This window comes from Cryobacterium sp. Y62, assembly GCF_002929785.1.
GTDB lineage: Bacteria > Actinomycetota > Actinomycetes > Actinomycetales > Microbacteriaceae > Cryobacterium.
The window spans coordinates 66,193-84,289 of record NZ_PJJK01000114.1 but is presented as its reverse complement, the minus strand read 5'-3'; the positions used below and the strand labels follow the sequence as shown (position 1 = coordinate 84,289).

Here is an 18,097-nt window from a genome sequence, read left to right as displayed (position 1 = left end):
TGAGGCAGGCTTACCGACGGTAGTTCGGGGCCTCGACCACGATCTGCACGTCGTGCGGGTGCGATTCCTTGAGCCCGGCGGGCGTGATGCGCACGAACTTGCCCTTTTGCTTGAGCTCGGCGATAGTGCGGGCGCCCACATAGAACATGGACTGGCGCAGGCCGCCGACCAGCTGGTAAGCCACAGCGGCGAGCGGGCCGCGGAACGGCACCTGACCCTCGATGCCCTCGGGAATGAGTTTTTCGTCGCTGGGAACGTCGTTCTGAAAGTAACGGTCTTTGGAATAGGACGTCTTTGTGCCGCGGGTCTGCAGCGCGCCGAGCGAACCCATACCGCGGTAGGTCTTGAACTGCTTGCCATTGACGAACACGAGTTCGCCGGGGCTTTCGGTGCAGCCCGCCAGGAGCGAACCGAGCATAACGGTGTCCGCGCCGGCCACGAGGGCCTTGGCGATGTCACCAGAATACTGCAGCCCACCGTCCGCGATGACCGGAACACCGGTCTCCCGTGCAGCCAACGAGGCCTGATACACGGCGGTGATCTGGGGAACGCCGACACCGGCCACGATGCGGGTAGTGCAAATCGAGCCGGGGCCCACGCCGACCTTGATTGCGTCGGCACCCGCGTCGATGAGCGCCTGGGCGCCCGAGCGGGTGGCGACGTTTCCACCGATCACGTCGACCTCGGCGAAGGCTTTGTCCGATTTCAGACGACGAATGATGTCGAGCACGCCGGCACTGTCGCCGTTGGCGGTGTCGACCACGAGCACGTCCACCCCGGATTCGAGCAGGGCGGTCGCGCGCTGCCAGGCATCACCGAAGAACCCGATGGCCGCGCCGACGCGCAGGCGCCCGCCGTCGTCCTTGGTGGCGAGGGGGTATTCCTCGCTCTTGTCGAAGTCTTTCACGGTAATCAGGCCGGTGAGCTTGCCGTTGGCGTCGATCAGGGGCAGCTTTTCGATCTTGTGCTTGGCGAAGATCGCGAGGGCGTCTTCGGGAGCCATCCCGACCTTGCCGGTGATCAGCGGGGAGGTTGTCATGACCTCGCGCACCCGGGTGAGCGCCTTCTTGGCGTGCGGAACGAAGCGCATGTCGCGGTTGGTGATGATTCCTACCAGGATGCCGTCACTGTCAACGACCGGCAGCCCGCTCACGCGGAACTGGCCGCACAGGGCGTCAACCTCGGCCACTGTGGCGTTGGGCGAAGTGGTGACCGGGTTGGTGATCATGCCGGATTCGCTGCGCTTGACCAGATCCACCTGTTCGGCCTGATCATTGATCGACAGGTTGCGGTGCAGAATTCCGAGCCCCCCCTCACGGGCCATGGCGATCGCCATGCGGGTCTCGGTCACGGTGTCCATAGCGCTGGAGAGCAGCGGCAGCGACACATCAATGCGCCGGGTCAACCGGGATTTGGTGACCGCCTCGCTCGGAATGACGTCGGTGTGCCCCGGCAGGAGCAGCACGTCGTCGTAGGTGAGCCCGGTGAATCCGAACGGATCTGGCTGATCCATGAAACCCCTTTACCTGTAGCTGAAAAACTCAAAATTGTCCGGAAAATCGCGTAATTTAACCGGTTCTTCAATGTTAAGCGTGTTTGGGCTCATCACATTCCGCACACCAATGTCGGCTCGGTGCGGAAATTCGAAACATATAGGACATAATCGGCAAATACTCTCAACAGAGAAGTTGGCAGTAGTCACCCGGCGCCCGCCCGGTTACCCATCGGTCGGCACCAACATGGAGGTCCCGTGCAGCCCACACCTACGGCTCAGAGATACGTTCCCAGGATGCTCGTGATCCTGTTTGTGACCCTTCTCGCAGCTCTCACCATGGCCACCTTCTCGGGGGGCAGCGCGCACGCCGACGAGGTCGGCACCGAGTTCGATTTCACGATCTCCGGCAACGTGCAGTTCAACGGGGAAGCCCAGGACGGCGTCGCGATCTCCGTGTCCGGCAATGGTTACGAGGCCGACACAGTGACGGATGCCGATGGCCGGTGGGCCATCGGAGTTCCCGAAAAAAGTACCTACGAGGTAACCCTCGACGAAGACACCCTTCCGAAGGGTGTCGTCGTCACTAAGGGCGGCAATGTGCTCGAAGCTGACTTCGGGTTGACCGACCGTCGCTCGGTCAACTTCTTCCTGGGTGAAGGCGTCCGCAACACGGTAAGTTTCTTCGACCAGTTCGTCAACCGGTTCGTCAACGGCCTGAACTTTGGCCTGTTACTCGCCCTCGCGGCAATTGGCGTGTCGCTGATTTTCGGCACCACGGGTTTGAGCAACTTCGCCCACGCCGAGATGATCACGTTCGGCGCACTGATGACCCTGGTGTTCTCGGTCTCCTTCGGCCTGCCGATCTGGCTCGCCATTCTGATCACCATCGTGTTGAGCGGATGCCTCGGCTACGGCCTCGATGCGGTCATCTGGAAACCACTGCGCCGCAAGGGCGTCGCAGTGATCCCCCTCATGATCGTGAGCATCGGCCTGTCGCTCGCGCTGCGCTACCTCTACCAGTACTTCTTCGGCGGCAGCACGAGCCAGCTTCCCGGAGCGGGAATGACCGACCTCAAGTTCGGTCCGATCTCGTTGTCACCGATCGACATGGCCAGCATGGGCATCAGCATCGTGGTTCTGCTCGGCGTGGCCTATTTCCTGCTGCGCACTCGTATTGGCAAGGCCACCCGCGCCGTTTCGGACAATCCCAGCCTCGCCTCGGCGAGCGGGATTGACGTCGATGGAGTGATCCGCATCGTCTGGGTGGTCGGAGCGGCCCTCGCCGGACTCAGCGGGGTGCTCTGGGCGTACTTCCGCCCGGGGGTCAGCTGGGATATGGGATTCCAGATGCTGCTGCTGGTTTTTGCCGCCGTCACACTGGGTGGCCTCGGAACCGCCTTCGGAGCCCTCATCGGATCAATTGTTGTCGGCCTCTTCGTCGAGCTGTCGACGTTGTGGATTCCGTCCGACATGAAGTATGTCGGCGCACTTGTCGTTCTGATCCTGGTCTTGCTGTTTCGCCCGCAAGGCATTCTGGGTCGTAAAGAGAGAATTGGTTAGGGGTTCACATGGACTGGGGAGCAATCTTTGGCAACGCAGCCGTCGAGCTGATTAGCCCGACCACTGCCGCTTACGCACTCGCCGCCCTCGGGCTCGCTGTGCACTTCGGCTACACCGGCCTGCTGAACTTCGGCCAAGCCGGCTTCATGGCCCTCGGCGCCTATGGCTACGCCATTTCCATCCTGACCTTCGGTTTTCCAGTCTGGGGTGCCTTTTTGGTGGGGGTGGGAGCATCCGTTATTTTCGCCTTGATTTTGGGTATTCCCACGCTGCGATTACGCGCTGACTACCTCGCGATTGTCACGATTGCCGCTGCCGAGATTGTGCGGCTGCTGTTCACGACGAACACCTTCGCCTCTGTGACCGGTTCGGCCAACGGCCTGAGCGGTTACAAGAACGAGTTCGCGGCGCTGAACCCGCTCGCCGAGGGAAGCTACGGGTTCGGTCCGTTTGAGAACAACGCCTACGACACCTGGCTGCGCATCGTCGCCTGGTCGATCGTGATTCTCGCGGCGCTGTTCGTCTGGCAGATCATGCGCAGCCCGTGGGGCCGAGTGATCAAGGGCATCCGCGAAGACGAAGACGCCGTGCGTGCGCTCGGCAAGAATGTCTACGCCTACAAAATGCAGTCGCTCATTTTCGGTGGCGTGCTCGGCACCATCGCCGGCATGATCTTCGCCCTGCCGCGAGCGGTCGTGCCGTCGAACTATCAGACAACGCTGACCTTTTTCATCTACGCCATTCTGCTGCTCGGCGGTGCTGCAACGGTGCTCGGCCCGATCATCGGTTCAATGATCTTCTGGGTGCTGCTATCGTTCTTCTCCGGCTTCATCGCCCGGGCCGTTGAGGCTGGCTGGCTGCCGTTCATGACATCGATTCAGGGCGGGCAGCTGCGCTTCATCCTGGTGGGAGTGGCGATTATGTTGATCGTGATCTTTAGACCGCAAGGCATCTTCGGCAATAAGAAGGAGTTGGCTTTTGTCCGATAACGCTGTGTCGGCTGCTCCGCTCGAGCCGCCCGTTCCGACCCAGAAGCCGATCAAGACGACCGGCCTGCACATCGGCGAGGCCGAACCGGGTTGCCGCAAGGTCGACCCGATTCTCATCGCCGACGGCGTGCGTCGCACCTTCGGCGGCTTGACCGCGGTCGATGTCGACCACGTCGAAGTTCCGCGCGGCGCCATTACCGCTCTGATCGGCCCCAACGGTGCCGGCAAGACCACCCTGTTCAACCTGCTGACCGGTTTCGACAAGCCCGACGCCGGCAAGTGGACCTTTGACGGCCGTTCCCTCGCCGGAGTTCCCGCCTACCGGGTCGCCCGCATGGGCCAGATTCGCACATTCCAGCTCACCAAGGCCCTAGGGCTGCTGACCGTCATGGACAACATGCTGCTCGGTGCCAAGGGCCAGACCGGCGAGAACATGTTCCGCGCCCTGATGCCGTTTCTCTGGCGAAACCAGGAAGAAGAGAACCGGGCCAAAGCACTCGACCTGCTCACCCGGTTCAAGCTCGATACCAAGAAGGACGACTACGCGGCGAGTCTCTCCGGCGGGCAGCGCAAGCTGCTCGAAATGGCGCGGGCACTGATGAGCGACCCGACCCTGGTGATGCTCGATGAGCCGATGGCCGGGGTCAACCCGGCGCTGACGCAATCGCTGCTAGACCATATTTTGAACCTCAAGTCCGAGGGCATGACCGTTCTGTTCGTGGAACACGATATGCACATGGTGCGGCACATAGCCGACTGGGTCATCGTGATGGCCGAGGGCCACGTGGTCGCCGAGGGCGACCCGCACGAGGTCATGAGAAACCCAGCCGTGATTGACGCCTATCTCGGACAGCACCACGACGAGGACCTCGGCGAAGACCAGAGCGCCGAAGCCGAGAACGTGTCAGCCATAAAGGAGTTGCTCGATGACGAACGCTAATCCGCTGGCCCCGCCGGCACTGGCCGAGACCCGGGAAGCGGTCGTCGAAGTCAAGAATGTCACGGCCGGGTATGTGACCGGAGTGAACATTCTCAACTCCTGCTCGCTCACCGCCTACGACGGCGAACTGATCGGCATCATCGGCCCGAACGGTGCCGGCAAGTCCACGCTACTCAAGTCGATCTTTGGCCTGGTCAAGGTGCGCGAGGGCGAAATTATGCTCCGCGGCAACAACATCACCAACCTCAAGGCCAACAAGCTGGTCGCGCAAGGTGTCGGTTTTGTACCGCAAAACAACAATGTTTTTCCTACGCTGACCATTCGTGAAAACCTCGAGATGGGTATTTTTCTGAAGCCCAAGGGACTGGTCGAGCGGCTCGAATTCGTCACCGAGATCTTTCCCGAGCTCGGTAAGCGGATGTCTCAACGCGCTGGGTCGCTCTCGGGCGGCGAACGGCAAATGGTCGCTATGAGCCGCGCTCTTATGATGGGACCGCACGTGCTGCTCCTGGACGAGCCGAGCGCCGGGCTTTCCCCTGTACGCCAGGACGAAGCCTTTCTGCGAGTGAAGGAGATCAATAAGGCCGGAGTGACCACGATCATGGTCGAGCAGAACGCCCGCCGCTGCCTACAGATCTGCGACCGCGGCTATGTGCTCGACCAGGGCCGCGATGCCTACACCGGCACCGGACGTGAGCTTTTGAACGACCCCAAGGTGATCGGTTTGTACCTCGGCACCCTCGGGCAGGATTAGCAGCGAAACTCCCCACACCAGCCAGCAGCGGCGTTCGAGACAGTCTCGGGCGCCGCTTCGGTGTGCGGGCTACGGATGTTCGTAGCCCGCACACCGAGAACCCCCGCCGGTCGAGGAGTGGGCACGCTTTTTGCCCGCGGCTCGAGACCCGCGCGCCAGGGCTCGAGCCGCTCACCCAGCTCGCTCCCGCCGAATTGAGCCTGTCGAAATTTCGACCAGCGCACTAAACGGACACGCAAAAGGGCTCCGGCCGTAGCCGGAACCCTTTTGAAAGAACTGGTGTGACTAGTTGATACGGGAGTAGGTGTTGTCGGAGTTGTATTCGTACAGTCCGATGGTTGCCTCGGTCGGATCGCCATTCTCGTCGAACGTGATGGGACCGGAGAAACCGTCGAAGTCGATCTGCTCCCCCGCGGCCAACGCCTCGGCCGCCGCGGCGAAGTCGGTGACGGTGGTGCCGTCGCCGGTTCCGCCTGAGATCTGTCGCAGGTAGCTGGCAATCGACTCGCCCGCGACGTCGTTACCCGCGTACGCGGCGAGCGCGATGAGCATGACGGCGTCGTAGGACTCGGCCGCATAGCTGTAGTCGGTCAGCGACGAGTCGACCTCGAGCAGGCGCTCAGTGAAATCACCAAGGGTAGCTGTGTCCAGGCCAGGCAGGGTGCCCTTGGAACCGGTGATGAGATCGGCTGGGAAGTCGGCGCTATAGTCCTTCAGATTGCCGTCAACGAAGTAGAGCTTGTCACCAGCGAAACCACCGGCGACGAGGTCGGGCACGATGACCTTGGACTGGTCGAAGGTGATCAGAGCGATGGCGTCGGGCGCCTCAGCGGTGACCTCGGCAATCTGCGAGGCGAAGTTGGACTCGCCCTCGTTGAAGAGCGACTCGGCAACGATTTCTCCCCCGGCGGCTTCAAACGACTCACGAACGGCCTTCGCCAGGCCGGTACCGTAGGCATCGTTGAGCACGATGAGTCCGAGGGTGGCGTTGCCGTCATCGGCGATCTGGGTACCGAGCACGTCACCCTGCAGCAGGTCAGAAGGCGCGGTGCGCCAGTACAAACCGTTGTCGGCGTAGGTCGAGAAGTCCGGCGAGGTGTTGGCCGGTGAGAACTGTACGACGCCGGCGCCGGTGATCTGGTCGATCACGGTTTTGGAGACGCCAGAGGAAGCCGCACCGACGATGGCCGTGACGTCCTGCGAGAGGAGGTCGGTCACCGATACGGTAGCGGTGTCGGTCGTAGTGTCGCCCGAGTCGCGGAAGATTGCTTCAACGTTGATGCCAAGGTCGGCTTCGTTGATGTCGTTCACGGCGAGCTGAACTCCGGCTTCTTCAGGCGGGCCGAGGAACGCCAGTCCACCACTCTGCGGAAGGACCGTACCGATCTTCAAGGTCAGGTCGCGGTCACCAGCCTCAACAGTATTGAAGTCTGCGGCATCCGCCGACGGCGCAGCAGAATTATTGGACTCAGTGGCAGCGCCATTGCTGCAGCCGGTGAGCAGAAGTGCGCTCACGCCAACGAGCGCGACACCGGTAACGAGGGTACGAACGGAGCGGGAGGCTGAGGCCTTCGCGAATACGCTCATGTTGCTCCTTGATAGGTATAAAAGAGGTGAATCTGGTCAGCCGATTGACTGCCGTGGTGACAGATTAGGCAATCAAGCGCACGGAAACCTACCCGTGCGTGTCACAACCGGGTAAAGCGACCAAATCGTTACGAACGGCGACCGGTCACACCCTGATAATCAATGATTTGCTCCTGACCCAGCGCGTACACGCATTCGCCCCAGGAGAGGCAGACGGCCGTTCCCGAAATCACCTGCGGCCAGCCGGCATCGAGTGATGCGCCGCCGTCGTCCCCGGTGATCACAGCGGCCAGGGCAGCCGTGATCAGGCCGTCGTAGGCCTCCGCAGCGCCAGCGGTAGAGTTCAGTCCAGGGTCGGCGGTCTTCAGCCGCGCGGTGAACGCCTCATCAGCAGCGAGCGGGGTTCCCCCGTTGGCGAAGTCGCTCAGGGCGACGAGAATGGCGCTGCCAACGGATGCTGCGGCATCCGCTGGCAGCGCCGTCGTCGCGTCCCACAAGACCAGGTCAACGCCGCGGGCGGCGAGGTCGGCGTAGGCGGCGGCGAGGTCACCGGCCGAGTTGCGATGCACGAGTTGGATCGGCTGCGTCGGCGTCGCCTGCTCGGCCAGGATGTCACGCAGGGCAAGCTCGGTGCCGGCCACCTGAGCTGCACCGCTCGCGGCACTGTCGCCGGTGGTGGGGAAAAGGGTGCCGATGCTCAGCGTTCCGTCACCGCTCGGAGCAGCCGTGACGACCGGGGTCGGGGTGGTGCTCGGCGTGGCTGGCGGTGTGCTGGTGCAGCCGGTGAGGGCCAGAGCGCCGAGCAGAACGACGACGGTGAGCGTGCGACGGGGCATCTACAATCCTTTGGTACGAGCTGGGTGACGTATCGGTTCAGCGTATCGGCTGGCCGAACGGGTGTGCGGGCGCTAGGCCGGCTCAAGCGAGCTGCGGCGCGGCGCGAGGCCGGAGGTGACCATATCGATCATCAGGATGATCAAGGCGACCCAGACCAGGGCAAATCCGGCCCAGCGTTCGAGCGGCATCGCCTCGTTCAGAATGACCACACCGACGAGAAATTGAATGACCGGCGCGACGAATTGAATGAGCCCGAGCACCGTCAGCGGCAAGCGCCGGGCGGCTGCGGCGAAGAGCAGCAGGGGAACAGCGGTGATGACCCCGGCCGCGAGCAGTCCCACCGTGTGCCAAGGTGACACGGTTCCAAAGGTGAGGCCGGACATGCTGGAGACGACCAGAAGCTGGATGATGGCGACCGGGGCCAGCCAGGCCGTTTCGAGGGTGAGGCCGGTGACGGCATCGACGTTGGGGCCGACCCGCTTCTTGATCAGCCCGTAGAACCCGAAGGAGAACGCGAGAATGAGCGAGATCCAAGGCAGTGAGCCGTAGCCGACCGCGAGCACGATCACGGCGAGAAAACTGATGCCGATGGCCACCCATTGCAAGCGGCGCAACCGTTCGCGCAGCACGAAGACGCCCAGCAGCACGGTGACGATCGGGTTGATGAAGTAACCAAGGGCCGCTTCAACGACGTGCCCAGTGGTCGCGGCGATCACGTAGGTCTGCCAGTTGATGAAGATGAACGCACCGGCCAGGCCCATGGTCCAGACCAGGCGCGGCTGCCGCAGGGCATGCCCGAGTACGGTCCAGGTTCGGGTGACGGTAATGATCAGGGCGCAGAAAACGAGAGAAAACAGAACTCGCCAGGCTACGATTTCGAAGGCGCCGGAGGGGATAAGCAGCAGAAAATAGAGGGGCAGCAGGCCCCAGAGGCCGTATGCGAGGCCGCCGAAGATGAGACCGGTGCGGTGGGTCGCGCGAGCCGTCGAGTCGGCCCGTGCAGCGGCATCCTTCATAAATATTCTCCCTGGAGGCACAAAAACTCCCGAATGGCGAAGCCATCCGGGAGTTTCAGTCTAAAACCTAGGTAGTGAAGAAACCTACTTAGCGAACGACCACAGCGAGCACGTCGCGAGCGGAGAGAACCAGAAGGTCATCGCCACCGAACTTGACCTCGGTTCCGCCGTACTTGGAGTAGATGACCTTGTCGCCGACGGCGATGTCGAGGGGAACGCGGTTGCCGTTGTCGTCAATGCGGCCGGGGCCGACTGCAACAACTTCGCCCTCCTGGGGCTTTTCCTTTGCGGTGTCAGGAATGACCAGACCTGATGCGGTGGTCTGCTCTGCGTCGACCTGCTTGATGACGATGCGATCCTCGAGCGGCTTGATGGAGACCGACACGGTTGACCTCTTTCTAAGACTTGGGTTAGCAGACTCACAGCGAGAGTGCCAAGTGAAGTTTAGAGGGGATGCTGGCACTCGCGCAACGTGAGTGCCAGATCAGGCCGTTTGATACCGTTGCAGAATGGATCGAACCGAGCTCGTTGAGCTGCTTTCCCCCGCGAGTTTACGGCTGCTGGATTCCCTGTCGCCCTACGATGCAAACGGTGATGTGTTGAAGCTCGTGAGCGAGCTGCGCAAGGCCGGGCATGCCCCCGGGCTCGTGTCGGCCGTGTTGAGCCAGTCGCGACTGCGGGCGAAGGCCGTAACCAAGTTCGGAGAATTTGCCGAGCGGATGCTGTTCACCGAGGCCGGTCTTGAGCAGGCGACCCGGTTACGGGTCGCAGCACTGCACGCCGGGCGATTCGCCGGACTGTCGGCAGCGCTCGGCCGCGCACCGAGGGTCGCGGACCTCGGCTGTGGCATCGGCGGCGACGCGATGGCCCTCGCCGCGATGGACCTGCCGGTCGTGGCCGTCGACGCCGACGAGGTCACGGCGACGGTCGCGAGCTTCAACCTGGCACCGTTCCCCAATGCTTCCGCGTTACAGGCCGATGCGGAGAACGTTGACCTGGCCGATTTCGACGCGGTCTGGCTCGACCCGGCCCGGCGCACGAGCGGGCACAGCAACACCAAGCGGCTGACCCGTTCCGAGGACTACTCCCCCTCGCTCGACTTCGCCTACCTGCTGGCGACGACGAAACCGCTCGGTATGAAGCTCGGTCCCGGCCATGATCGCGACCAGATTCCGGTCGATGCGGAGGCCCAGTGGGTGTCGGTGGACGGCCAGCTGGTGGAGATGGGACTGTGGTTCGGCGCTCTCGCGCGCCCGGGCATCCGTCGTTCGGCGCTGCTTTTGACCCGGGATGGCGTACAGGAACTGACCGCTGGCGCCGACAGTGAAGACGTACCGGTGGGCGAGCTCGGCCACTACGTCTACGAACCCGACGGCGCGGTCATTCGGGCGCGACTGATCGGCGACCTGGCCCGCTCGATGGAGGCCAGCATGCTGAGCGAGGGAATCGCCTACCTGACCAGCGACCTTTTGGTGCCGACGCCGTTCGCGAGCGCCTTTCGGGTGCTCGAGACGCTGTCGTTCGACGAGAAGAAGCTGCGACTGGCACTGCTTGAGCGGCGCATCGGAACGCTCGAGATCAAGAAGCGCGGTGTCGACGTTGATCCCGCGACGCTGCGCACTCGGTTGAAGCTCAAGGGGCCGGAAGTCGCGACGCTGATCTTGACCCGGGTGGCCGGGCATCGCGTCGCGCTGCTCGTGGAGCGTGTGCGCTAGCGATTGGGCTATAGCAGGGGCAGTACCGTGTGGCTAATGTAGACGAGCCAGCCGACCGCGAGCAGAACCCCGACAATGCCGCTCGCGAGGCCGCTGCCCCAGAGGGCTCGCGCCCGATGCTCGGTAGTGCGCGCGATCAGGGCGAGAACAAGCGCGATGAGCGCGATCGGCAGGCCGAGCACGCCGAGCACGCCGAGCGCGAGCCCGACGAGACCGCAGACGACGGAGGCGACGGAGAGGCGGCGACGGCCAGTGATGCGCGCCACCTCTGCTTCGGTGTAGGTGTACGGCACGAACTCGGTGGGGGCAGTGACGGTCGATTCCCAGCTGAGCTGGCTACCCGGGGGCGCGGGGGCACGGGTGTAGTCCCGATGCGTGTCGGAATCCTGGTGCGGTGTACTCATTGCTGTCCTCGTGCTGCGAACCGGCCAGCGACCGTTTCGCGGGGTGAGTCTGTTAGGGCTGGCTCACACCGACGTTGGCGGCAGCGATGAGCAGTGCGATCGAGCCGATGAGGATGAAGATCCCCACGACGAAGCCGAGGTAGCCGACAATCAGACCACCGAGGGCGAGGCCGTGGCCCTTTTCGCCGGTCTTCTTAATCTGGCTCAGGGCGATGTGGCCAGTGATGATGCCCACGATCGAGATCGCGAGGATCGACGTAACGAGGGAGATAATCGACAGAACGTTGTACTTGTCCTGCGGGTTCTGCTGACCGTAGGGATTCTGGCCGTAAGCGGGAGCCTGGCCGTAGGCGGGAGCTTGGCCGTAGGCGGGAGGCTGTATGCCCGGCGCCGGATAACTCGAATCGGCGGGCGCGGTTGGGGGCGCACTCGCATCGGCCGGGTTTGAGTTCGTCGGGCCATTGTTCGTCGGTTCGACGGGAGGCTGGGTGGGATCAGACATCTGCGGTCTCCTTCATAATTTCGTTCGGTGGTCGCCCTGCCAGATTATCCCGTTAGCGGGTGCCCGGCGACTGTGGCGCTACTCAAACCTGAATCTGACCGACCGGCAGGGTGGAATCGGCGCCGAATTCAAGGGTCGAGGGCTCATGCCCGGCCATGATGAGTTGCGCGCCGAGGGCGGCGATCATGGCGCCATTGTCGGTGCAGAGCGAGAGCGGCGGGATGCGCAGGACGACGCCGGCAGCATCCGTTCTCTCGGTGGCAACCTGGCGCAGTCGAGCGTTGGCGATGACGCCGCCGCCGAGCAGCAGCCGCGGCACGTCGTGGTCGGCGCACGCGGCGAGAGCCTTGGTGAGCAAAATGTCGACCACCGCCTCCCGAAAACTCGCCGCGACATCGGCCGTCGGCACGGGCTCGCCGGCGTCCTGACGCTGTTCGACGAAGCGGGCGACCGAAGTCTTGAGGCCGGAAAAGGAGAAGTCGTAGCGGTGCGCGGCCATGTCCTTGGGCTGACTGAGTCCGCGCGGAAAGCGGATGGCCTTCGGGTTGCCGTCGAAAGCGACCCGGTCGATCTGCGGCCCGCCGGGGTAGGGCAGGCCGAGCAACCGGGCGACCTTGTCGAAAGCTTCCCCGGCGGCGTCGTCGATGGTCTCACCGAGGAGCTCGACGTCGCTGACCAGGTCGCGCACGAGCAGCAACGAGGTGTGCCCGCCCGAGACGAGCAGCGCGATCGTCGGGTACTCGAGCGGCTCGGTGTCGTTGGTGCTGGTAGGGCCGCGCAGTAGGTCGGCACCGACGTGGCCGACGAGGTGGTTGACCGCATAAATCGGTTTGTCGAGGGCGACGGCGAGCGCCTTGGCGGCGCCGACCCCGACCATGAGGGCTCCGGAGAGCCCTGGGCCGCAGGTGACGGCGATGGCATCGAGATCGCTCAAGCGGATGCCAGCCTCGGCGACAGCCGCGTCGATGGCCGGTACGAGCTCATCGAGGTGGGCTCGAGCGGCAATTTCGGGCACGACACCGCCGTAGCGGGCGTGTTCGTCCATCGAGCTCGCGATGGTGTTGGAAAGCAGGCTGGTTCCGCGCACGATGCCGATGCCGGTCTCGTCACAGGAGGTCTCGATGCCGAGCACGAGCGGTTCGGTGCGGTTCATGGTCGTCACGGATTCTTCGCGGATGCGGGTACGGTACTGGCAGGCACGGCTGGTTCTGGGGCGGTGAGCATAGATTCCAATTCTGGAATATTCAGGCGCATGACGATGGCGTCGACGTTGTCGGGCTGGTAGTAGCCGCGGCGCACGCCGACCTCCACGAACCCGAGCCGATCGTAGAGGCGCTGGGCGCCGGGGTTGTCGGCGCGCACTTCGAGAAACACCAGACGTGCACCGCGTTTGCGGGCCTCGGAGATGAGGGCCTGCATCAGGGTGCGTCCGAGGCCGTGACCGCGGGCCGAGTCGGTGACGGCCATGGTCTGGATGTCGCCCTCGGTAGCTCCCGGTGGGGCGAGCAGCCCGGCGTAGGCCTCAATGCTGCTCGGGTCGTCCGGCGAAAAGGCGACCAGGTAGTAGCAGGCCGGGTCGCCGAGATCTTGGGCCATCATCGGTGGCGACCAGGCATCGTTCTCGAAAATGCTGGTCTCGAGGTGCATGATCGCCGCAAGGTCGGCCTTGTGCGCACGGCGCAGCTGCCAGGTCATCGGCTGACCCGCTTGGGTCCGGCGGAGAGCGTGACGTCGGGTGAGCGCAGGTAGAGCGGTTCATTGGCGGCAAGCGGGCGCCGATGGGCGTAGCTGAGTTCGGCGACCAGGCCGAGTTCCCCGGCCGGCACCGTGGCGGCGTCGAGGCGCGGCCAACCCGCGTGCTGCCAGTTCGGCGCGTCGAGCTCGGCCGGTTTGGCGAGTCCTGGTGGGCCGACGCGCACAGGTAGGCCGACGGCATCCGCTTCGCTGTAGGCACTCCAGTAGATTTCGCGGCGGCGAGCGTCGGTGACGACGACGAGCGGGCCGGTGTGGCCGCGGCGGTAATGGCCGTAGGCGATGGCGTCGTGGCTGATCACGGGCACGAGCGGCTTGCCGGCGCCGAGGGCGAACACGCGCGCCGAGGCGATGCCGACGCGCAGGCCGGTGAACGGGCCCGGGCCCATGCCGCCGACCACACCGGAGAGATCAGCCGAGGTGACCTTCGCCTCGCGGAGGCAGTCGAGAATGAACGGGCCGACGATTTCAGCGTGGCGCATGGTGTCTGGCTCGCCGCGCTCGGCGATGATCCCGCGCTCGAGGTCGACCACGGCGACGCTCGTGCCGGCAGAGGTATCGATGGCGAGTAGCACCCGTTCAGCCTAGCTTTGATGCGGCAAGCACTTCGCGCGCGAGTCGCTGCGCGGGCGCAACCCGGTCATAAAGCGCACGACGGCTGAACGAAACTTTCACGCCGCAAAGTCGGTCGCATCTGCCCAGCGTGGCCCGTGACCGATCAACCGGACCGTGCGTGGTTCGTCAAGATCGTGATCCAGATCGAGAACGGATGCCACGGCATCCGCTTCGCTGATGGCCTCGGATCGGCCCTGCGGTCGCTCGATTTCAATGTCGAGCCAGGACTCGGTGATGCCGTCGAGCAGGCCGCGACCCCATTCGACGACCACGATGGAGTGGGCGAAGTCGATGTCGAGGTCGTCGAGCTCCATGGCGCTGTTCAGACGGTAGGCGTCGACGTGCACGAACGGTGGCCCGCCGACGAGGCTCGGATGCGTGCGCGCGAGCACAAAGGTCGGGCTGGTGACGGCGCCGCGCACCTGCAATCCCTCGCCGAGGCCGCGAGTGAGGGTGGTCTTGCCCGCGCCTAGTGGCCCGGTGAGCACGATCAGGTCGCCGGCCCGCAGCGTATCCGCAAGGCCGATGCCGAAGCGGTGCATGGCGGCGGCATCGGGGATGGTGCGCGTGCGCTCAGCCATGGATGTGCCGCCGGGGTACCCGGTGTCCGATGCGGGTGACGATCTCGTAGTTGATCGTGCCGGCGGCGTCGGCCCAGTCGGTCGCGCTCGGCGCTCCGGTGCTCGGGTCGCCGAACAGCACGACCGTGTCGCCGACGGCCACGCCCGGGTTGCCAGCTCCGAGATTGACCACGAACTGGTCCATCGCCACCCGCCCGACCAGCGGGTAGGTCGTGCCCTGAATCTGCACGAGCGCATTGCCGGAGGCCTGCCGCGGAATTCCGTCGGCGTAACCGAGCGGCACGAGCACGAGCGTGGAGTCCTCCGGCGCCCGCCAGAGATAGTCGTAAGAGACACCGGCACCCGCGCTCACCCGGCGCACCAGGGCCACCCGGCCGCGCAGGGTCATGGCCGGCACGAGCCCGAGGTCGGCCGAGGTCGCATCCTCAAACGGCGACAACCCGTACAGGGTGATACCCAGGCGAACCATCGAGAAACGCGCGGCTGGCAGCCGCAGCGCGGCCTCGGAGGAGGCGAGGTGCACGAGCGTCGGGGTCAACCCGGCGGCGCGAGCGGCGGCGACACCACGCTCGAAACACTCCAGCGCCTGCTGGTCATCGATAGCTGAGGCGTTGGCGAGGTGGCTCATCACGCCGTCGACGCGCAGCAGCCCGACCTGCTCAAGGGCCACGGCCAGCGCGAACACCTCGGCCCAGTCGCTTTCGTGCACACCGTTGCGGCTGAGCCCGGTCTCGAGTTTGAGATGAACGGATGCGCTCTGGCCGAGTTCCTTGGCTGCATCCGCTGCCCGTTGCAGTTGGAGCGCTGATGAGAGGCCGAGGGTGACGTCATCGTCGATGGCGGCGCTGAAATCGGCGTCTGGATCGTGCAGCCAGGCCAGGATCGGCGCGTCGATTCCGGCGTCACGCAGTTGCAGGGCTTCGTCGATGTCGGCCACGCCGAGCCAGTCGGCACCACCGGCGAGGGCGGCACGGGCAACCGGGACGGCGCCGTGGCCGTAGGCGTTGGCCTTCACCACGGCCATGGCGTGCGGGGTGCCGACCAGCTCGCGTAGGTGCGTCATATTGCTGCGGATCGCGGCGAGATCGATCACGGCCTCGCGAAACCCGCTCATCACTCCCCCTCGGCGACGACGAAAGCGCAAGCCACGCCGGCGTCGTGCGTCATGGTGACGTGCACCCGGCTGATTCCGCGATCTGTCAGGGCTTGGCGGGCGGCCCCGCTGAGCTTGAATTCGGGGTTGCCGTGCGGGTCGTTCACGATTTCCATCTCTTGCCAGGTGGCCCCAGCGCTGTCGCCGAGGGCCTTGATCAGGGCTTCCTTGGCGGCGAAACGCGCGGCGAGCGAATGCGCCGGCAGTCTGCGTTCGCTCTCAGCGAACAAGCGCGGTACCAGGCCCGGCGTGCGCTCGACCTGGCGGGTGAACCGCGCCAGATCGACCACGTCGACCCCGATGCCCTTGATCACTGCGGGCTATTCGACCGTGACAGATTTCGCGAGGTTTCGCGGCTGGTCGACGTCGAGGCCCTTGGCAGTGGCGAGTTCCATGGCGAACATTTGCAGCGGCACCACGGCCAGCAGCGGCTCGAACAGCGGCGCCGCGAGTGGAATGCGAATGACGGTGTCGGCGAACGGCAGAACGGCGGCGTCGCCGACCTCGGCGATGGCGATGATGCGGGCACCGCGGGCGCGGATCTCCTGAATGTTGGAGACGACCTTGGGGTGCAGGTGCGCGGAGCCGCGCGGGCTCGGTACCACGACGAACACCGGCTGGCCGGGCTCGATCAACGCGATCGGACCATGCTTGAGCTCACCGGCGGCGAAGCCTTCGGCGTGAATGTAGGCGAGCTCCTTGAGCTTGAGCGCACCCTCGAGCGCGATCGGAAAACCGACGTGGCGCCCGAGGAACAGCACAGCACGAGTGTCGCTCATCCAACGAGCCAACTGGCGTACCTCGTCTTCAACCTTCAGAACGGTCTCGATTTTCGCCGGAATCGCCTGCAGCTCGGCAACCTGCACGGCCTGCTCGGCCTCGGTGAGACTGCCGCGCACTCGGGCCAGGTGGAGCGCGAACAGGTAGAGCGCGGTGATCTGCGCGACGAAGGCCTTGGTCGAGGCCACGGCAACCTCAGGGCCGGCGTGGGTGTAAATAACGGCGTCGCTCTCGCGCGGGATGGTCGCGCCCTGGGTGTTGCAGATCGAGATCGCCTTGGCACCGAGCGACATGGCGTACTTGACGGCCATGAGCGTGTCCATGGTCTCACCGGACTGGCTGATCGAAACCACCAGGGTGTCGTCGCTGAGCACCGGGTCGCGATAGCGGAACTCGTGGCTGAGCTCGACGTCAACGGGAACCTGCGCCCACTTTTCGATGGCGTACTTTGCGACCTGGCCGGCGTAGGCGGCGGTTCCGCAGGCGATGATGACGATCCGACGAATGCCGGCGAGCACGTCATCGCCGAATGCCGTCAGTTCGGGAACGGCAACGTGCCCGTCGATGATGCGACCGCGCAGGGTGTTGGCGACGGCATCCGGCTGCTCAGAAACTTCCTTGGCCATGAAACTCGACCAGCCGCCCTTCTCCGACGCCGAGGCGTCCCAGGCCACGTCGAACTCCTCGGTTTCGACCGGGTGACCGTCGAAATCGGTGACGGTGACGGCATCCGCTGTGATGGTGACGATCTGGTCCTGGCCAATTGCGACGGCGCGGCGGGTGTATTCGACGAACGCGGCCACATCGGAGCCGAGAAAGTTTTCACCGTCGCCGAGGCCGATGACGAGCGGGGAGTTGCGACGGGCGCCGACTACAACGCCGGGCTGGTCCTGGTGCACGGCCAGCAGCGTGAACGCGCCGTCGAGGCGGGCGACGACGGTGCGAAAAGCCTCGGCCAGGTCGCCGACGCGCCGGTATTCGCGGCCGAGCAGCACAGCGGCCACCTCGGTGTCAGTTTCACTCAAAAAGGTGAAGCCCTCAGCGAGCAGTTCGCCCCGCAGCTCGGCAAAGTTCTCGATGATGCCGTTGTGGATGAGGGCGAGCTTGTTGTTGTCGCCGAGGTGCGGGTGCGCGTTTTCGTCGTTGGGGCCACCGTGGGTAGCCCAGCGGGTGTGACCGATGCCGGTCCTGCCGTCGTTGATCGGGTGGGCTTTGAGCTCGTTGGTGAGGGCTACGAGCTTGCCGGCTTTCTTGGCCGTGTTGAGTACCCCGAACTCGTCAATCACTGCGATACCCGCGGAGTCATAGCCGCGATACTCGAGTCGTCCAAGCCCTCCCATGAGTACGTCTACGGTCTTGTTGCTTCCGACATAACCTACGATTCCGCACATGGAAGTCGATTTTAGCCGGACTAAGC

General features: G+C 64.4%; 19 protein-coding genes. 5 read left to right on the top strand and 14 right to left on the bottom strand.

Annotated features, from left to right (window positions below; genetic code table 11):
• Positions 1-10 precede the first annotated feature (10 nt).
• Entirely contained in the window at positions 11-1,513 is a 1,503-nt protein-coding gene (guaB, locus tag CXY71_RS13975; protein ID WP_104136450.1) for an IMP dehydrogenase, read from the bottom strand.
• A 276-nt stretch (positions 1,514-1,789) separates the two neighbouring features.
• Here guaB and CXY71_RS13970 point away from each other — a divergent pair, with 276 nt between their 5' ends.
• From CXY71_RS13970 to CXY71_RS13955, 4 genes are read left to right on the top strand one after another with little or no spacing between them, the layout of a single operon-like run.
• On the top strand, positions 1,790-3,055 hold the full coding sequence (locus CXY71_RS13970) for a branched-chain amino acid ABC transporter permease (RefSeq protein ID WP_104136447.1): 1,266 nt from the start codon (positions 1,790-1,792) through the stop codon (positions 3,053-3,055).
• An 8-nt stretch (positions 3,056-3,063) separates the two neighbouring features.
• Positions 3,064-4,044, top strand: a complete 981-nt coding sequence (locus CXY71_RS13965; protein WP_104136444.1) for a branched-chain amino acid ABC transporter permease — start codon at positions 3,064-3,066, stop codon at positions 4,042-4,044.
• Between the two features lie 49 nt (positions 4,045-4,093).
• Positions 4,094-4,984, top strand: coding sequence for an ABC transporter ATP-binding protein (locus tag CXY71_RS13960; protein WP_233198296.1), 891 nt, complete (start codon positions 4,094-4,096; stop codon positions 4,982-4,984).
• Positions 4,971-5,738 carry an ABC transporter ATP-binding protein gene (locus CXY71_RS13955; protein WP_104136439.1) on the top strand — a complete coding sequence of 256 codons (768 nt, stop codon included), beginning with the start codon at positions 4,971-4,973 and terminating at the stop codon, positions 5,736-5,738. The genes CXY71_RS13960 and CXY71_RS13955 overlap by 14 nt, the downstream gene beginning before the upstream one ends.
• A gap of 285 nt (positions 5,739-6,023) precedes the next feature.
• Here CXY71_RS13955 and CXY71_RS13950 read toward each other — a convergent pair whose 3' ends face one another.
• The 4 genes from CXY71_RS13950 to groES form a co-directional block, all read right to left on the bottom strand.
• The gene (locus CXY71_RS13950; protein ID WP_104136437.1) at positions 6,024-7,325 is read right to left on the bottom strand and encodes an ABC transporter substrate-binding protein; all 1,302 of its coding nucleotides are present in this window, start codon (positions 7,323-7,325) and stop codon (positions 6,024-6,026) included.
• A 128-nt stretch (positions 7,326-7,453) separates the two neighbouring features.
• Positions 7,454-8,161 carry a hypothetical protein gene (locus CXY71_RS13945; RefSeq protein ID WP_104136435.1) on the bottom strand — a complete coding sequence of 236 codons (708 nt, stop codon included), beginning with the start codon at positions 8,159-8,161 and terminating at the stop codon, positions 7,454-7,456.
• 72 nt (positions 8,162-8,233) lie between these two features.
• Positions 8,234-9,178: an EamA family transporter RarD gene (rarD, locus tag CXY71_RS13940; protein WP_104136432.1), complete on the bottom strand. Its 945-nt coding sequence runs from the start codon at positions 9,176-9,178 to the stop codon at positions 8,234-8,236.
• 88 nt (positions 9,179-9,266) lie between these two features.
• The gene (gene groES / locus CXY71_RS13935) at positions 9,267-9,563 is read right to left on the bottom strand and encodes a co-chaperone GroES (RefSeq protein ID WP_092107311.1); all 297 of its coding nucleotides are present in this window, start codon (positions 9,561-9,563) and stop codon (positions 9,267-9,269) included.
• A gap of 124 nt (positions 9,564-9,687) precedes the next feature.
• Between groES and CXY71_RS13930 the strand changes: the two genes are divergently transcribed.
• The gene (locus tag CXY71_RS13930) at positions 9,688-10,893 is read left to right on the top strand and encodes a class I SAM-dependent methyltransferase (RefSeq protein WP_104136430.1); all 1,206 of its coding nucleotides are present in this window, start codon (positions 9,688-9,690) and stop codon (positions 10,891-10,893) included.
• Positions 10,894-10,901: 8 nt separating this feature from the next.
• On the opposite strand, the gene CXY71_RS13925 is transcribed toward CXY71_RS13930, so the two are convergent.
• The 9 genes from CXY71_RS13925 to glmS form a co-directional block, all read right to left on the bottom strand.
• Positions 10,902-11,297 (bottom strand): hypothetical protein, encoded by a 396-nt coding sequence (locus tag CXY71_RS13925; RefSeq protein ID WP_104136427.1) that lies wholly within the window; start codon positions 11,295-11,297, stop codon positions 10,902-10,904.
• A gap of 52 nt (positions 11,298-11,349) precedes the next feature.
• Positions 11,350-11,799 carry a DUF4190 domain-containing protein gene (locus CXY71_RS13920; RefSeq protein ID WP_104136425.1) on the bottom strand — a complete coding sequence of 150 codons (450 nt, stop codon included), beginning with the start codon at positions 11,797-11,799 and terminating at the stop codon, positions 11,350-11,352.
• A gap of 82 nt (positions 11,800-11,881) precedes the next feature.
• Entirely contained in the window at positions 11,882-12,952 is a 1,071-nt protein-coding gene (tsaD, locus tag CXY71_RS13915; protein ID WP_104136556.1) for a tRNA (adenosine(37)-N6)-threonylcarbamoyltransferase complex transferase subunit TsaD, read from the bottom strand.
• A 5-nt stretch (positions 12,953-12,957) separates the two neighbouring features.
• Positions 12,958-13,494, bottom strand: a complete 537-nt coding sequence (rimI, locus tag CXY71_RS13910) for a ribosomal protein S18-alanine N-acetyltransferase (protein ID WP_104136423.1) — start codon at positions 13,492-13,494, stop codon at positions 12,958-12,960.
• Complete coding sequence (gene tsaB / locus CXY71_RS13905) at positions 13,491-14,126, bottom strand: tRNA (adenosine(37)-N6)-threonylcarbamoyltransferase complex dimerization subunit type 1 TsaB (protein WP_104136420.1); 636 nt, start codon at positions 14,124-14,126, stop codon at positions 13,491-13,493. Before tsaB ends, rimI begins: the two co-directional genes overlap by 4 nt.
• 96 nt (positions 14,127-14,222) lie before the next feature.
• Positions 14,223-14,747, bottom strand: a complete 525-nt coding sequence (tsaE, locus tag CXY71_RS13900; protein WP_104136411.1) for a tRNA (adenosine(37)-N6)-threonylcarbamoyltransferase complex ATPase subunit type 1 TsaE — start codon at positions 14,745-14,747, stop codon at positions 14,223-14,225.
• Positions 14,740-15,861, bottom strand: coding sequence for an alanine racemase (alr, locus tag CXY71_RS13895; protein WP_104136408.1), 1,122 nt, complete (start codon positions 15,859-15,861; stop codon positions 14,740-14,742). The genes tsaE and alr overlap by 8 nt, the downstream gene beginning before the upstream one ends.
• Positions 15,861-16,214, bottom strand: coding sequence for a holo-ACP synthase (locus CXY71_RS13890; protein WP_104136406.1), 354 nt, complete (start codon positions 16,212-16,214; stop codon positions 15,861-15,863). The genes alr and CXY71_RS13890 overlap by 1 nt, the downstream gene beginning before the upstream one ends.
• Positions 16,215-16,220: 6 nt before the next feature.
• Positions 16,221-18,071 (bottom strand): glutamine--fructose-6-phosphate transaminase (isomerizing), encoded by a 1,851-nt coding sequence (gene glmS / locus CXY71_RS13885; protein WP_104136403.1) that lies wholly within the window; start codon positions 18,069-18,071, stop codon positions 16,221-16,223.
• Positions 18,072-18,097: the final 26 nt, after the last annotated feature.

Excerpts from the sequence above, each read along its gene's own strand:
- guaB (WP_104136450.1), bottom strand. The coding sequence starts at position 1,513 with ATGGATCAGCCAGATCCGTTCGGATTCACCGGGCTCACCTACGACGAC.
- CXY71_RS13970 (WP_104136447.1), top strand. The coding sequence starts at position 1,790 with ATGCTCGTGATCCTGTTTGTGACCCTTCTCGCAGCTCTCACCATGGCC.
- CXY71_RS13965 (WP_104136444.1), top strand. The coding sequence starts at position 3,064 with ATGGACTGGGGAGCAATCTTTGGCAACGCAGCCGTCGAGCTGATTAGC.
- CXY71_RS13955 (WP_104136439.1), top strand. The coding sequence starts at position 4,971 with ATGACGAACGCTAATCCGCTGGCCCCGCCGGCACTGGCCGAGACCCGG.
- CXY71_RS13950 (WP_104136437.1), bottom strand. The coding sequence starts at position 7,325 with ATGAGCGTATTCGCGAAGGCCTCAGCCTCCCGCTCCGTTCGTACCCTC.
- CXY71_RS13945 (WP_104136435.1), bottom strand. The coding sequence starts at position 8,161 with ATGCCCCGTCGCACGCTCACCGTCGTCGTTCTGCTCGGCGCTCTGGCC.
- rarD (WP_104136432.1), bottom strand. The coding sequence starts at position 9,178 with ATGAAGGATGCCGCTGCACGGGCCGACTCGACGGCTCGCGCGACCCAC.
- CXY71_RS13930 (WP_104136430.1), top strand. The coding sequence starts at position 9,688 with ATGGATCGAACCGAGCTCGTTGAGCTGCTTTCCCCCGCGAGTTTACGG.
- CXY71_RS13925 (WP_104136427.1), bottom strand. The coding sequence starts at position 11,297 with ATGAGTACACCGCACCAGGATTCCGACACGCATCGGGACTACACCCGT.
- CXY71_RS13920 (WP_104136425.1), bottom strand. The coding sequence starts at position 11,799 with ATGTCTGATCCCACCCAGCCTCCCGTCGAACCGACGAACAATGGCCCG.
- tsaD (WP_104136556.1), bottom strand. The coding sequence starts at position 12,952 with ATGAACCGCACCGAACCGCTCGTGCTCGGCATCGAGACCTCCTGTGAC.
- rimI (WP_104136423.1), bottom strand. The coding sequence starts at position 13,494 with ATGACCTGGCAGCTGCGCCGTGCGCACAAGGCCGACCTTGCGGCGATC.
- tsaE (WP_104136411.1), bottom strand. The coding sequence starts at position 14,747 with ATGGCTGAGCGCACGCGCACCATCCCCGATGCCGCCGCCATGCACCGC.
- alr (WP_104136408.1), bottom strand. The coding sequence starts at position 15,861 with ATGAGCGGGTTTCGCGAGGCCGTGATCGATCTCGCCGCGATCCGCAGC.
- glmS (WP_104136403.1), bottom strand. The coding sequence starts at position 18,071 with ATGTGCGGAATCGTAGGTTATGTCGGAAGCAACAAGACCGTAGACGTA.